This window comes from Sphingobacterium sp. JUb20, from assembly GCF_004342035.1.
Lineage (GTDB): Bacteria > Bacteroidota > Bacteroidia > Sphingobacteriales > Sphingobacteriaceae > Sphingobacterium > Sphingobacterium anhuiense.
On the sequence record NZ_SLYV01000010.1, the window covers coordinates 124,442 to 140,825 of the forward strand.

At 33.7% G+C, this 16,384-nt stretch carries 13 protein-coding genes; 2 read left to right on the top strand and 11 right to left on the bottom strand.

Going from position 1 to position 16,384, the window contains the following annotated elements:
• Window positions 1–4: 4 nt before the first annotated feature.
• The 8 genes from EDF66_RS17550 to EDF66_RS17585 all read right to left on the bottom strand — a co-directional run bounded on the left by EDF66_RS17550 (window position 5) and on the right by EDF66_RS17585 (window position 8,338).
• Entirely contained in the window at window positions 5–754 is a 750-nt protein-coding gene (locus tag EDF66_RS17550) for a YoaK family protein (RefSeq protein WP_132771972.1), read from the bottom strand.
• Window positions 738–1,238, bottom strand: coding sequence for a hypothetical protein (locus tag EDF66_RS17555; protein WP_031288155.1), 501 nt, complete (start codon window positions 1,236–1,238; stop codon window positions 738–740). The genes EDF66_RS17550 and EDF66_RS17555 overlap by 17 nt, the downstream gene beginning before the upstream one ends.
• Window positions 1,225–1,737, bottom strand: coding sequence for a hypothetical protein (locus EDF66_RS17560; RefSeq protein ID WP_132844018.1), 513 nt, complete (start codon window positions 1,735–1,737; stop codon window positions 1,225–1,227). Before EDF66_RS17560 ends, EDF66_RS17555 begins: the two co-directional genes overlap by 14 nt.
• Before the next feature lie 130 nt (window positions 1,738–1,867).
• Window positions 1,868–3,226: a sensor histidine kinase gene (locus tag EDF66_RS17565; protein ID WP_132771973.1), complete on the bottom strand. Its 1,359-nt coding sequence runs from the start codon at window positions 3,224–3,226 to the stop codon at window positions 1,868–1,870.
• 6 nt (window positions 3,227–3,232) lie between these two features.
• Window positions 3,233–3,955, bottom strand: coding sequence for a response regulator transcription factor (locus EDF66_RS17570; RefSeq protein ID WP_132844020.1), 723 nt, complete (start codon window positions 3,953–3,955; stop codon window positions 3,233–3,235).
• Window positions 3,956–4,162: 207 nt separating this feature from the next.
• On the bottom strand, window positions 4,163–4,657 hold the full coding sequence (locus EDF66_RS17575) for a hypothetical protein (protein ID WP_132844021.1): 495 nt from the start codon (window positions 4,655–4,657) through the stop codon (window positions 4,163–4,165).
• Between the two features lie 232 nt (window positions 4,658–4,889).
• A complete protein-coding gene (locus tag EDF66_RS17580) occupies window positions 4,890–5,702 on the bottom strand; it encodes an alpha/beta hydrolase (RefSeq protein ID WP_232789302.1) in 813 nt (270 codons plus the stop codon).
• A 56-nt stretch (window positions 5,703–5,758) separates the two neighbouring features.
• Window positions 5,759–8,338, bottom strand: coding sequence for a DUF3857 domain-containing protein (locus tag EDF66_RS17585; RefSeq protein ID WP_132844023.1), 2,580 nt, complete (start codon window positions 8,336–8,338; stop codon window positions 5,759–5,761).
• Window positions 8,339–8,732: 394 nt separating this feature from the next.
• Here EDF66_RS17585 and EDF66_RS17590 point away from each other — a divergent pair, with 394 nt between their 5' ends.
• Window positions 8,733–9,287, top strand: coding sequence for a ferritin (locus EDF66_RS17590; protein ID WP_021189770.1), 555 nt, complete (start codon window positions 8,733–8,735; stop codon window positions 9,285–9,287).
• Window positions 9,288–9,348: 61 nt separating this feature from the next.
• Here the strand turns inward: EDF66_RS17590 and EDF66_RS17595 are convergent, their stop codons facing one another.
• Window positions 9,349–11,547, bottom strand: a complete 2,199-nt coding sequence (locus EDF66_RS17595; protein ID WP_132844025.1) for an FUSC family membrane protein — start codon at window positions 11,545–11,547, stop codon at window positions 9,349–9,351.
• A 268-nt stretch (window positions 11,548–11,815) separates the two neighbouring features.
• Here EDF66_RS17595 and EDF66_RS17600 point away from each other — a divergent pair, with 268 nt between their 5' ends.
• Window positions 11,816–13,990: a S9 family peptidase gene (locus tag EDF66_RS17600; RefSeq protein ID WP_132844026.1), complete on the top strand. Its 2,175-nt coding sequence runs from the start codon at window positions 11,816–11,818 to the stop codon at window positions 13,988–13,990.
• A gap of 75 nt (window positions 13,991–14,065) precedes the next feature.
• On the opposite strand, the gene aroQ is transcribed toward EDF66_RS17600, so the two are convergent.
• The gene (gene aroQ, locus EDF66_RS17605) at window positions 14,066–14,488 is read right to left on the bottom strand and encodes a type II 3-dehydroquinate dehydratase (RefSeq protein ID WP_021189767.1); all 423 of its coding nucleotides are present in this window, start codon (window positions 14,486–14,488) and stop codon (window positions 14,066–14,068) included.
• Window positions 14,489–14,544: 56 nt separating this feature from the next.
• Window positions 14,545–16,191 (bottom strand): gliding motility protein RemB, encoded by a 1,647-nt coding sequence (locus tag EDF66_RS17610; RefSeq protein ID WP_132771979.1) that lies wholly within the window; start codon window positions 16,189–16,191, stop codon window positions 14,545–14,547.
• Between the last annotated feature and the right edge of the window lie 193 nt (window positions 16,192–16,384).

The window sequence follows — 16,384 nt, forward strand, 5'->3', positions numbered from 1 at the left end:
AAAGCTAGGAAACTAATGATTGGCGGTGTCGCTGCACATATTGTTTTTTGATAATATATAGTTTATAGTAATCATAAGAGCCTATGATCAATAGCACAAAACATACTACGTAAAATGTCTTATTGGTCAAAAAAGCAAATGATAAACCACTTAACAGCCCGCCCGCAACATAAGCCATTACTATACTCAACAATAAATTAAACTTATCAACAAGTGCTTTATTATGTCTGTTAGATTCCTTTGTAAACATAGAAATCAGAATAGCCAGATCTGTTGTAAGCCCAGTCAAATGAGTCGTTTTTACTACTGAGTTTGAAATACTGGCAGTCAATCCATTTTGTAGCCCCATAGCGAATAACAGCGCCCCCACCAAGATTTCTGTTTCCTGTAAAGAATCTTTATAAAAAAAATCCAGATAAATGCCGACAAATAATATGCTTAATATTTCAAGAACTAAAGGTATAGAATGAGTAAGAAAAGCACTAAAACGCCCCTTTCCATGAATAATAATCATATTCGAAAGCATACTGCCGATTAAAAATAATAATATCCAGAATAAAACTACAGCCCCCTGATACCAGTTACCCTTAGCAATCTCTTGAGCAAAAATGGCATAATACCCCGTTACATTTGAGGTAAATGAAAAAAAAACGATGACCGATGCGACATTGACCATACCTGCTGAAAAAGCAGTCAAGGATCCCAATTTAATATTGTCTTGTATCGTGCGATGATTACTATATTTTCTTAGCATAATTTATTTTTTCTCCTTTCTCCAACACAATTCGTGCAATTCCCTTAGCCTGTAGATCTAAATTAAGATGTAGTATTAATCTGGTATCACTAAGTTCATGTATCACAAAACTTTCCACAAGTTTATCGTCTTTCCGTAGCTCCAAAATATGACCTCTTCCCTTTAAAAACCAATTATATCTATTATCATGATGATGGGCAATATAACTGCGGCTTCCTTTTCTTTCAAAGTGCCACAAACCGTCTTGAAGAGGCGGTAAATGTGCAATCAGAGTATTTTTAATTTCTTCATGAATCGTCGATTGCTTTTGAAAAGATGGCATATTATCCACTTTTTCAAAATACCATCCTTGTTCGACCCATTCTCCTTCCAACATACGCTCTGGACTTTCATAAAACATCACCATAGTTGTTGCTAAAAAAAGAAGCAAAGCAAGTAAGATAAAGTTGAATTTAACCAGTAGATTTATTTTAATAATTGACATCCCATTTTTTTTTAAAGAATAAATCAGATAAAACATTACACTCAAATTTCTCAGTACTGGGTTTCTGTATAATTCCGACTTGCCCCAGTTTACGCGCGTTCAACCGCAGTAAAACCTTTCCTACATCAAAAAAATGCTTAGTTCTTTTTTCAAATGCATAATTTGATGGCACTCTGATTTCATCAATCTTTGCGCCTAATAAATAATTATGTAAGTAATTTGAATTGTCGGTACCGATGATATCCGTATATATGACCAACTTCCGATCTTCATAGCGATTACAGATCATCTGGCAAGCTTTAATAAAATCTTCCGAATGAAGATCTGACAGTTGATCCTCCAGTTTAATACCTAGCAATTCACTGATAGACGTACTACTGCGGTTGCCATATACCAATACGACCTCCACTTCTTTCGCCTTCGAATGTTCGAGACTTTGGATCACAAATAAAAGGGAATCTATTGTAAAATCACTAGGAATCAATATACGTTTCTTCATATCAAATTACTTTTGATACAAAGTTAACACCGAGAGATTGCAATGGAATGAAGCTGAAATTAGCTTTCTATTAGAATTTCAAAGCTGAAATTAAAATGAGATTAAAACAAATGAAAAGATTAGAATAGGATTAAAATTTAAGATAAGTAGGGAGCTCTATTTCAACTGTTGTTCCTTTTCCTACAGAAGATTTAACTTTTAACGTCCCCTCGTGTAATTTAATGATATTGCGAGCCAAAGGCAAGCCAATACCATAACCGTCAATACCATCGGTATTTGAAGCCCTAAAATAAGGATCATAAATATGTTCCAAATCTTCTGAAGGGATACCTATGCCCTCATCTTTGATCAAAATAAACACCTTATTATCCAAAGCACCTAAAGCAATATAGGCAGTCCTATTAGATGAGTACTTACAGGCATTACTAATAATATTGGACAAAGCCAATTGAAGTAAAATAGCATTTCCATTAATTTTAAGACGCATACTGTCATCTGGCAATAAGTCAAAATCAGTAACAATACGAAACTTATCATTAATAGCTTTGATTGTCAACTCTGCATCCATTATAATTTGATCAATACGAACAGGACTAAAAGAAGATGAATTACTGACAAAACCAGTACGTGCCAACAACAAAAGTGCCTTTGTTTTTTTTTCTAAATGCTCAGCAGATGAAATAATTTTCAAAAGAGTTTTTTGATAATCTTCTTTCCTTCGCTCTTTTGATAGCGCCAGATCTGCCTGCCCTATTATGGAAGTCAAAGGAGTATTCAATTCATGTGAAGCATTACTGATAAAATTTTTCTGAGTTTCAAATGATGTCTCTAATCTTGTTAACATATTATTAAAAGTGCTGGCAAGATCCTTAAGTTCCCCTTTATATTTAACTTCATCCAATCTTTTATGTAAATTTTCAGAACCTATTTGTTGCACCTCCTTCATCATTGTTAAGATAGGCTTCAAAAAAGAACGTTTCATAAAAACGGAAACTACCAAAATAAAAAGTATACCCAAGATTAAACTAATTATCAGCAGATTTCGAAGATATGCAAGATGATGCGTATAAAAGTAGTTCTCAGCAGAAGCTCCAATTATATACCTTCGTCCATCCTTTTCAAAAAATTTGGTCGAATAAAACTGACTATCGGATTTAAAATTAGAAACACCTTTTTTATCGATCTTACTCCATAGCTTTCGATTAAAACCGCGACTCTTCACAATATTCCCAGCGGCATCGAACTCGACAAGAAATTCGTGCTGATTATCAAGATTCTCAATAAATTCTAAGCTCCATTGGTTATTTTGATCTGCGCTACCATTATTTAAAAACTTCTCAGCTGCTATATTCCGTCTCAGATCTAACCGTTTATAAAAATCGCGAAACGCAAAATTGGAAATAGAATAAAAAATAAAACCAACAAAACAACAGACATAGATAACCAGAATGGTAATGAGGTAAATAAGCTTTTTATTATAATTATGCATAAAATCTTAATCTTCGACTTTTAAAACATATCCCATACCGATCACTGTATGTATAGCTTTTTTGGATGATACTTTTTCTATTTTCTTGCGGAGATAGTTAACATAAACATCCACTACATTAGAACCAATATCAAAGTTTATTCCCCATACCCGATCAAGCAGTTCGCTACGCTCAAATACTTTTTTGGGATTTTGGATAAACAATAAAAGCAATCGATATTCTGTACTCGTAAGCGTTAATTCTTGTTTTTCACAATAAGCTATTTTTTTATAATCATCGATTTCAAAAAAACCGTATTTATATATCTCATGGACTGGTTCCTGATCCCGCTGTGTAGCCTGAAGTATAGAATGCTTGCGTCGAATCAAAGAACGAATTCTTGCTTTAAGTTCAATCAGTTTAAAAGGTTTAGAAAGATAGTCATCAGCCCCGTTGTCCAAACCCAGAACAACATTTTCGGGAGTTCCCAAGGCAGTTAGCATCATCACAGGTAAATCAGTATAACCCCAAAACCGGATTTGTCTACAAATCTCCAGCCCATTGGTACCTGGTAACAATATATCCAACAGTACGAGAGATATTTCATGATTGCTAAGCAGCTCCTGTAATAAATTTGCTTTATTTAAATGAATTACCTGATAACCGTCCTCTTCCAAGCCCTGAACAATCAGATCAGCTACATCTTGTTCGTCCTCTACCAAGATAATTTTTTGTTGCTCTATATTCATGACATGATATCTGATTACCTTTTAATTCCTTCAAAAGATAAAAATAAGCTTTTGGTAACTCACACACAAATTTGAAGACATATCGGAGCAAAGAATATGAAACCATAGACCATGCTAGAAAATAAAAAGTAAAATACCTTATTATACTTTGGTGTTTTCAGCACGAAATAAATAAAATAGAAGAAGGTCAGAAACGGATCAATTAAATTATAAGAATTGCAAACCAATTCCATCAACTCTCGTATCTAACCATATTTTTTCTCTTGATTTAAGTACTTGATTTGGACAAGAATGACGCAAGATGAAATCATCATTGTCCTCATTCAGATAAGGGTTAATATCATCTTGATCTGATAAATAAACAATATTAAACACAGCATCTTGATCATCTGCATTAATATCAGATTGTAAAACTTTAACATCTTGAGTCATTAGCCACTTTGATGCTTCGTCTTTATTAAAGTATTTTAAATGTAAGATATCTACACCAAACTGCTCCAATTCTTTAGTGGCCCTATCTGGAAAAAAGTTAAGCAGATAAACTTTATATACCTCTATGTGATTATTCCTAAGCGCATAATTTCTTACAATAAGTCTGTGAGGATTATATTCAAAATTGAACATCATATGATTTTCCATAAAACCATAATGCAGATTATATTGTAAAATACGCGCATTCATATTGATCTTTTCGTTTTTCATAATTGGCATAGTTTAGTATAATCAATAACATTAAATTACCTAAATAGTTCGTACAATTGCTAATTTCCTAACACTTTAAGCAACATTCTCATTCATTTACTATAAACCACAAAAAATAATATGACGATGAATTCAATTCAAAATCTGAAAGAAGATTATAAACCGTAAAAATCAGAATAGATTAAAAATCAACAAGATCAAGGTATCTTAATCTATTCCTAAATTTTCATTATTAATTTCGGTCTAATTTCTCCATCCATCTTAATAACAACAAACAACCTGGGGCATACACAGCACCGTGATCAAAACCCTGTAATTGGAATAACTCCGTTTTAGAATGTTTTAAGTTTTCGAGCACTTTGGCCAGATGTGCATTCTCCTCATATCTGGCAGGTAATTCTAATCTAGCATCACCTGTAATCAACAAAGTCGGAGGAGCATCCTTTCTAGCAAAATGAATAGGTGCATACTGATCAATAATGGGTATTTCCATTGACTGTTTACGTTCCTTCTTGATAGTGTAATGGGTATTTGTTTGTCCGCTGATAGGAGCTATACCTTTGATCTGGTTAGCATCTATATGGTATTTCTTCAGATAGCTCACATCCAATCCGACCATCAATGCTAGATAACCTCCAGCCGAATGCCCAGATACATATATTTTAGTAGGATCACCACCATACTTTGTGATGTTATTGAACGCCCAGGCAACAGCGGCAGCAGCATCATCAATATAATCTGGCCCCTTTACTTTGGGACTCAATCTATAATTAACAGCAATTACAGCAATCCCCTTTTCCTTAAGCTCCAATGGTACATATTTTTCTCCTTCCTCTAATCCTCCGCCATGAAACCATACGACTGTAGCAAAACTCGATTTGTCCTCCGGAAAATACAAATCTAACTTACAGCGCTCTTGTTTATACATATCTTTTTCAGACTTTTCTACATAAGAAATATCTTGCAACAATTTATAACCCTGCGCTGAAGAAGTGAAATTAGTTAAGATTAAACAAAAGAATACAAAAATTTTATACAACATCATGATCTAATTTAAAAACGCATACATAAAACTGGCAAATAAAAATATAGTAGTCATATCTATTCCGACAGTGCAGTATCTTTATCAATCGCTAATTCTTGATTATAAGCGTTTACAAAAGTTCCTTTCACACGTTCTGAATTATAAAGATACATCCCCCATAGCACACTGTAGATGATATTCTTCACATTTGTAGAAATTACATCGGGAGCTAAAATATTACTCATATAAAAATAATTAAAAAAAGTAAAAACAACATTTGAAAGAAACATCACAGCGAGCACAACAATCATAGTTTGTGGGAAAAGATCTCTTTTTTTACTAAATAAATAGATGCAGTATATAAAACCCATTAAGAGAATGATATTTAATAAAATTTCACTCGCAACAAATATTTTATGAACATAGTCCGGAAAATAACTAGTATACCTATAACTCTCCCAGATCTCCTGAGTTAGATACCCAGACTCAAAAAAATTATACGCAACTCTTAGAGTAGTAATTACCATCGAAATAATTAATAAAATCAACCATCCCCCAACTGAATGGTATTCGGGCTCCTCGTATAATTGAATCATTGAAGATGATGCTGTTTTATTATAGCGAAGTATAAAAATAACACAGATTAAAATAATGCAAACACATCCAAAAATTGTAAGCATACTGATTTTACCTGAAATGTTAGAGCCGACGATTATTCCATTATCCTCAATATAATATGCATTGTACAATAAAACATCTCTGTTTTTAAAATCATCAACATATTGTTTTTTATCACTCGATGCTACGAAAGGATTGTGGAATCCAAAATTGTAGCTGATAATAAGCGTGTCTTTTGACGTTTTAACAGTTTTACCAAAATAATAAGAATCACGATCAATAAAAGAGCTCTCTCTTTCTGGATTAAATTCAACCCCGCCATGATTTACGATGCGAATATCATATTCTAAGCAATACGGAAAATACAAACCAAGAGGCGCTAAACCTTCTGATGAATTAAGTTCAGGTAAATTATTATTAATTTGACTCGCATATATGCCAAAGATATTTTTATTTGACGCCTCATCTTTTTCACCAATTTTCTCAATATAATACCGCTCTGTTACATGAATAATATTTTTATCAAACTCATCTTCAAATTTTAGTGACTCTTTAATGGAAATTTTGGGATACATTTTTTTGTAGTAATCCAAATAACTCTTTTGTATCTGATTTTTTGCATTTTCTTTAAATGAAGTTCTTATAAAGTCTGCACTAGAGGCGCTATAGCTCGTTTTAACCTCTAAAATTGCTCCGCCCTTACTATCTAGCAAATAAGTTTCTGAAATTTTTGTTAATCCATTGACATTTTTATCAACAGATGTCAAATGCTTCGAATCATCGATTTTTAAAACTCTACCATAGTAAGGGAAATATAAATCTGTAATCCCGCCACCTTGATTAGTGATGGTAGGGTCAATATACTGTTGTCTGTCTCCAATCTCAATAGCAGCCACAACATGATTAAAAGCACCTGGCGATGGTAGATAATCTTCCATACCATATGTAAGGTACGAATTCGCTAAAACCAAAGATCCTTTTATTCCTTTCCGTTTTAACATGGAAATCATCAGCAACGATTTATCTTTACAATCACCGTATCGCTGATTAAAAATTTTTTCCGGTGTGTTAGCACGATGAGAAAATTCACCCAGCTCAACTCCCATATAACGAATATCATTCTGCACAAAGTGCGTTACCTTTTTCAGAAATTTCATCGAATCTCCATGAGAATCATCCCAATATCTATCAACTAGAAGTGCTAGCGGAGAACCGTCTTTAAAATCTACAGTTGGATTAGTCCGCGCCATCCAGCCCCCTACTTCTGACCAAGAATTAAATTCTGTACACTCTATCCATTGCAGATTTGTATACCATGCAGGCGCATATTCATCAAATTCAACGGCAGGAAACGACTGCTCTTCCCAGCTATAAGAAACGTGATTACTACCTTCTTCTATAAACGGTTTACTAGCATTGTTATGCGATTTAAAATTTAACTTCCTATTTTTCGGAACAATATAATTAACTACTGCCAGACCGATAGGTTCATAAGATTGCAGATAATATTTGTCAAAAAACTTATTTTCAAAAACAGGATTAAATCCCTTCAAACTATATGAAACGATAATCTTATCGTCTTTTCTTAAATCATCCAATATATAATAAGCAGAATAAGTTCCATTATAGATAAATCGAGATAAATCGGTCTCAGTAGCAACTAAGGTAAATTTACCGACATCAAGCTTATCAATAGTTTTCCCATCCCTAATTACTTTCAATTCATGAAGAGTAACCTGCTGATACTTTGGATCAAAGTTTATTGAAATTTGACCTGCATTTTCAGCACCGTTACTATCAAATAAAACTTTAACATCTCTAAAAAACTTAATTTGCTCCCCTATATTAACCTGATATTCAATCAAATCATAATAATACCCTTGTCCTATATCTTTAATATCAATTTTTGAAGGTGAAAGTTTATTCGCTCTAACCCAAGTTGGAACAGGAGCTTTATTAAGTTTGTTATTAGCCAGAACATGGCTATTAAACAAAACCGCTATAAAGAATAAAAAAAATAAATATGAATTAAATTTCATTGGTTAATAATCTTATGTTAAAGATATAAAAATTAAATTATTATCGATATGACAAGCAAAATTTTGCTTTGTTATAGACATAAAGATCAAGATGATAAGATATAATATAGACAACTAAGATATAATATATACACACAGTTCTAATCTGAAGATAAACAAGGTGATCAATAGAAACAACATCACAAAAATCACCGAATAATCCATTTTCAACTATTTATAATAAAAAGAATTGGCTCATTTTACTCATCCCTAAAAAGAATATCTGCAAACATTTTCGTCTCCTGGCTGTTGATTCTAATAAAGTACACATTAACATATGTGACACAGGTATACAATTTTTTAACAGACACCCGAATAAACCTATACGAATTCGTGGTGCATAAATCTCAAAAAAATGGCAATAACAACCAATAGATTATCACAGACTCTTAGTAAAGCTTTGAATGATCAAATTACATTAGAAGCATATTCTGCTCAAGTATATTTAATGTTAGCTTGTTGGGCTGATCAGAATATGTTAGATGGTGTCAATTCGTTTCTTATGAAGCATTCCCAAGAAGAGCGCGTACATATGGCCAAAATAATAGAATATATTCAAGAAAGAGGTGGATCTGTAAAAATTGATGCAATAAAGAAACCAGAACCAGAACCTAAAAACATTTTAGAATGCTTTGAAATGGTACTGCAACAAGAAATAGAAAATACAGAATCTATCTATAAAATAGTAAATTTAAGTATGCAAGAAGGTGATTGGGCAACATGGAATTTCCTTCAATGGCTTGTTAATGAACAACGTGAAGAAGAGAAACTTGCCTTAGACTTATTAGACAAAGCTAAATTGGCTGGAGGTGAAGATATGACAGATAATGCCCGATTTGAACTCAACAAACTAATCGGAAATACTGGGCAAGAGTTTCCAGTTGCGGATCAAGTAAACCCGCTGGCATAAAATACATATAAAAAAAGGTAGCTTAAATCAAAAGCTACCTTTTTTATTTTTCTGAAATTACCTATAGCGACCGCTTAGCCAGTAAGGAAATATCTAAAGAATTATGATACAATTTATCCACAAGACCATCCATTAATTCTAATTGCTCTCTAATTAATAGCTCGTCACTCTGATCACTTATATGCGCTTTTGAAACAGCTGTTTTCAAGGCAAGAATTTCTAATGAATCAGTGGCAAACAAAGTATAGGTCTTTTTTAATTTCGAAAGAATCTTGTTCATCAGCCGTTCATGCTCCTCATGAAAGGCTAAACCGGAACTATGGTCCAGCATATTTGTAAAGGCCATAGCATAGGAAATCAATTGATGCGTAAAAATAGAAAAGTCATTTAATTCCTTCGTGAACGGGCGTTGAAATATAGGTTCATTCAATATACGTTCATTTAGTGCATTCAATTCCGCTAAACTGAGATAAATTTCTTTCCTAGCCAATTTATAATCCGCAATATCGACTTTATCACCCGATAACTTACGAAAACTAACAGATAAGAAATGTACATTCGCCTGTATCACATTTTTCAAATACGTCTTTACTGAATCACTTTCCCAAGTAGGAAATATGAAATGAAAAGATAAAAATGAAAGCACACAGCCAATTACAGTATCCAATAGACGTTCCTTCAATAAAAGAACGCCAAAATCATCTACTCCTGTAAAGAAATAATAAGCAATTAGAAAAAAGGCAGTTAGAAAAAATGAACCATAAACATATTTACTTCTTAAAAAAGTAAAAGTCAATAGCATATAAACTAACATGAGACCTAGGAGTACATAAATATTTGTGATCAAGAAAATACTTGATAATCCCAACATGCCCCCCAGAAATGATCCTTTCAATCGATCAATACTTCGTTGTTTGCTTAAACTGAAACCAGGACGCAGAATAACAATTATGGTAATGTAAATCCAAAAACTATGTTTTGTCAAAGCAATGTATTCTGGAAAAAAAACAGGAAGTGTTTTAGTAATAACAAAAGCAACCAACATAACAATAGCGACACGAAGTGAGTGTCTAAAAATTGGTGACTTTAAATTTAAATGTGCCTGTAATGCTGGCCACGAAAAGGTTCTTTGTTTAAAGAAACGTTCTTTGTGTGCAAGTAACTCAGAGTGATCATGAACTTCCTCAGATTTAGATAAAATACGATGAACCTCTCTTATTTTCTGCATGACATAACGGATATTAACAAGGATTTTCTTCAATACGATTGTCGTTCCTTGCTCTTGGCTCTCTAAAGCGATAACCTCAGCATAGGCTTTATCCCACTGTCCTGTAAATTGAATAGCTTTCTTCGGTGGCTTCAATAAACTGATTGGAGTCGTCAGTCGCTCCAATTCTTGAGCACAGCTAATTAACAATTCAGGTATGACCTGATAAACCTTTGTATGTCCATATTTTTCACGAATCTGATAATAATCATGATGAGAAGCATTTATTCTTTCAAACAGTTCCATCAAGGTCGCGAAAATAAAAGTAAGCTGTTTATATTGGTAACTTGCAAATTGCTTCTCAGTAGCCGCAGAAAATAAAACTTCACGTACATTTTCCTGTCGTTGATTCAATATTACATTGATCTGAATAACACGTTTATGAGTCTTTGCAATCGCAGTATGAACATCAAAGAAGCAAGCTTTGATACGCAATAAAGTACCGATCTTATAGGCACACTCCGCCAGAACCTGTTGACTGACCCGATAAGGTCTCATGTAGCGTACTGCTAACACAAAAATCATATACCAGACTGCACCTCCAGTCATCAATAAAGCCTCTGTTATAGGATGACTGCTTTCATGTGTCAATGTCAAACTAAAAAATAGAGCCAATAAACAAGAAGCTCCGATTCCCATAGCTCTGATACCAAAAACACTGAGCATGCAAGCTGCAAAAGAGAAAAAAGCAATAAACAAACCAAGGAACACATCTGAAAAAGGAAGTATACGCGTAAGCATACTCATTGCGAAAATAACAGCAACATTGATAAACAAGGACTGACGGCGTTCCCGGTAAGGACCAACCAGATCTGGAGTACTTGCAATAATGCTACCTATTCCTAAGGTTACACCATTGTGCAAATGGCCGAAACAAGCAAATATTACAACCGGAATTAGCACTGCCACCGTAATTTTTAATCCTTCATGAAACGGTTGACTATTGATAAAGAACCGTGCCTTTTGCCATACTATTTCTAAATGATCACGCAATGTAGGTTATATTATTAATGTGGAAATATATCGATAAAAGACTATGCATATGCTAATCATTTAACTTTTGCAAAAGTACCAAATTAAATACTACAAAAAGAAATTTTCATCTCCTATAAAGTTCACATATAACCATAAAACATTCATAAAATATTGTTTTACATCAAAAATCAATATTTTATTTTAAAAAAAAGACCTTCTTTAGTAACACAAATGAGAAATAGTCAAAAGAAAACAATAATTTTAGGCACTAAAAATCTTTAAATGCATGAAAAAACTCACGCTACTTTTGTTATTAGCAAGTTCAATGGCTTATGGTCAGCGCAACTTGAATATAGAAGAAACAGTCTTTGGACCTCGTACATATGCCCCGACTGCCCTTATTAGCAGCAATTGGATACCCAACAGCAATAACATTAGTTATTTGGATAAGGGATATCAAAATTTAGTTCAGAAAAGTGCTACGAACACAGGGTCTGAGGAAATAATACTGAGCAAAAATGACTTACAAAATGCTTTAAAAACAAGAATTCCGAATGAGCAGATTAATTTGCAGATCTTTCCTAGTGATTATAAATGGGAGGATGCAAATACGATCAGCTTTATACTCTATACGAAACAAGCTCATTATCATATCGCTGTTAACGTAAAGAATAAAGAAATAGTTCATCTGTTGGAAACAAAGTTGGAGGCAACAAATCAAGAATATACAACAGATTACAGTAAAGTAGCTTTTTTAATTGGTAATAATATACAAATTAAAGACAATACTGGGCAATTAACTGTTGTTACTGCAGATACAGTAGACGGTATTCTTAGTGGAAGTGACTATACGCATAGACAAGAATTTGGTATCAAAAAAGGTATGTGGTGGAACCCGCAAAATGACAAATTATTGTACTACCGCAAAGACGAGACGATGGTTACTAAGTACCCGCTTATCCAATGGGACACGCGTGTAGCTTCAGTCAAAGATATTCGCTACCCGATGGCGGGTATGAAAAGTGAAGAAGTTACCTTGGTCATTTATGATACGAAAACAAAACAAAAAATTACCCTTGCGACGGGAGAACCAAAAGAACAGTTTTTAACAGCGGTAACATGGGATCCTTCTGGACAATCAGTTTATGTTGGGGTATTAAATCGTGAACAAAATCATCTAAAACTTAACCAATATAATGCACAAGATGGTCGTCTAATCAAAACATTATTTGAAGAAACAGCTTCGACATGGGTAGAACCTCAAAATGATTTATTGTTTTTACCAAATAACCCAAAACAATTTCTATTTCAATCAGACAGAGAAGGTTTCAATCAACTTTACCTGTATAATACTGATGGTAAATTGATCAAAAAATTAGGACATCAAAATCTTATTGTACAGCAGCTAGGCGACTTTTCGCCAAAAGGAGATTTAATTTATTATACAGGTGTCACTAATGATGGCTTAGATCGTCAGCTATTTTCAGTAGACCTTAAAACCGGTAAAACAATACAATTAACACAGGGTACAGGAACACACAATGCCAAATTAAACAGTGATGGCTCTTATATTTTAGACCAATTCAGTAATCTGACAACTCCAAATATTGTTCAGATAAAAGCTACAAAATCCGGTAAAACAGAAAAGATAGTGGAATCAACAAATCCGTTTTTAGGAAAGATCAATCCTCCTAAAATAGAATTTATCACGTTGACATCTGCAGATGGAGCAACACCTTTAACTGGCCGTATCATTTATCCAAGTGATTTTGACACAAATAAAAAATATCCCGTGATGTATTACCTTTATGGAGGATCTCATTCACAATTAGTAACCAATAAATGGTTAGGCGGTGCGGGTTATTTTGATATGTACATGGCGCAACAAGGTTACATTGTATTCACAATGGACAATAGAGGAACAGACGCTCGTGGAAGAGCATTTGCAACAGCAACACACCGTCAATTAGGACAAGCAGAGATGGCTGATCAAATGAAAGGTATCGAGTTTTTGAAATCCAAATCGTTTGTTGATCAAAACAAGATGGGTATATTCGGCTGGAGTTTCGGTGGATTTATGACAACATCATTTATGATACACCATAACGACATCTTTAAAGCAGCAGTAGCAGGTGGTCCAGTAATGGATTGGAAATACTATGAAGTCATGTACGGAGAACGTTATATGGATATGCCTCAAGAAAATCCAGAAGGCTATAAATTGACTACACTAATCGATAAAGCAGATCAGCTGAAGGGCGACTTATTAATCATTCACGGAGCTCAAGACCCTGTAGTGGTACAACAGCACAGTATGGAGTTTGTAGAAGCATGTATCAAAGCAGGAAAACAGGTTGATTATTTCCTATACCCTACTCATGAACATAATGTTTCTGGGAAAGATCGCATTCATATGTATGAAAAAATTGCCAGATACTTTGACCTGCATTTAAAGAAATAAATGATTTGAATAATTAAAAACAATAAAAAATCCCCTTGATCGCTCAAGGGGATTTTTTATTATATAATATCAATACTAGCGGGCAAGAAGTGCTTCAACTCCTAATCGATAGCTATCTAAACCAAAGCCACAAATGACTCCTACACAATTCTTTGACAAATACGAATGATGCCTAAATTCCTCCCGTGTATGAACATTTGAAATATGGACCTCTACAACCGGAGTATTAATAGCCGCAATAGCATCAGCAATTGCAACAGAAGTATGCGTATAAGCCCCTGCATTGAGTACAATACCGTCGTATTCAAAACCTACCTCATGCAATTTATCTATAATAAATCCTTCAGTATTACTTTGAAAATAACTCAACTCAACAGATTCATAGTTATTTTTTAAAGTTGAAAAATAACTATCAAAATCTTGTGCTCCATAAATTGATTTTTCTCTGACTCCTAATAAATTAAGATTAGGTCCATTGAGAATTAATATGTTTTTCATTAAAATAAATAGCTTCTTGAGCAACCAAGCTCGGTTTCTTTTAAACAATTTACAGACTAAAAATCACTATATAATGATCTAAAACTTGAACGAAGACCAATACTAAATACACCCGATTTATGCGTTAGCGGGGTCTCATATTGTATCTTTTGATAACGTTGCGAATAACCTAATTCGAATCTAAGATTATACTTAGGATTCAGAACATAAGCAGCTTTAGCATCTGCATAAACGACTTGACTTTTTATCCCTTGCCCAATATGATTACCATACATGTTAGCAAAAGTACGGTAAGACTGAAAAATATCACCTCCCATATTTGAACCATCCTCAAGATCTAACCCCTTTTCATTATAATTCAGCTGCGCAGAAAAATCAAATCTTTTCCATGCATAGTTAGCAATACCAACAACCTCTCTAAAATTAGCTCCCAAAGGATGCGCCAATGGCTCAGCATTATTACTGTAGTTTGAACCAGAATCAAAGTGGGCATAGGTATAAGGTCTGGCTGTGTTGTATTCAACTAAAAAGTTTAAGTTTTTTACATCAAATATGTCATATCCCCGTACACCAAACTGAGCTCCCCATTTATTATGCACATAACCTTTACCCGCAAAAAACTCCTTTGCCGTAAATTCACCTAATAGGAACTGGCCATAAGCTGTTATGTTCTTAAGAACTTTATACTTTGTATTCAAACCTAAAAACATCTTATCCGGAGATGTTGAATTATTAGATTCGACCGGACGTAAAAACATCACAGGGTTAATATAAGTAAAGTCAAAACCTCGAGTACCTGCGGCATCACGATTTGCCCAGGTGATGGCCTGGAAAAATCCAATCGAAAATCTATTCGTAGCATTGTAATCCACATACTGAAAAACACCCCACTTCTTACCGTCACCATATCGCTCAGTCTCACCTAAGGCATTAGAACGTTTATTGGTTGGATCATTCATATACGCCCAGACTGAAGTATACTGAACATTACCAATCGTACCTGTAAATTTTAAATGTGTATAATTAGAAGAAAAATCCGACAATAAAAGCGAACGGTATCCATCACCGATAAAATTCTTATCATAAGCTACAGTAGCCTGAAAATGCTTACTAAAATCATAAGTTAAACTAGCAGTTGCATTCATCCAGTCTTTCTTATTATTAGACTGATGTTTTGTATTCCCCTCTCCTGGTATAACTTTTCTATCATCGATATAATCCGACAAATATTCTGGAAAAACGGCCTGATTTTCCGTTGCACTGGTGTAAAATGTAAATTTATCTCCCACTGTGACTCCCGCTTGAAAACCTCTAGAGTTCATCCAAGTACGGCGTTTATCTCCCATCATATCCTTCCCAATTATCATATCGGGCAATAAATCAGCATAAAAAGTATAATCATCTTTCTCTACCTCAATAAGATGTTCATTAAATATCTTACGCATAAACCAATTATCCGAAGCTACCGGCTGATTCGTTTTTATAGAATCAAACTTCGCCAATAATTCATCGGTAAATAGAAATGGTTTAGATGATGTATGTAAACGCGTATGTGGCGAATACAGTACATCGTTCATTTTTTGAGAAAGTTGATAGGAATAGGGTTGATTTTTAATTTGTGCGCTTAATTCGTTCTGATTTAGCATACCAAGTGCAAGCACTCCAGCAAATGCTAAAAATTTTAATGACACTTTTTCTTTCATGAGATTTTTTTATACAGTAAAATAGGACAGCAAAATCTATTCCTAAAAAACAAAATAACGCTTTTTTAAACTTATAAAGATTACTATTTACAAAAAAAACATGCTAAAACGTATTTGCTTTCCATTTTAACGATTTTTTATTACCTTGCAATACAGAGAAAACCAGTATGATAATAAATAACCTTTTTGAAAT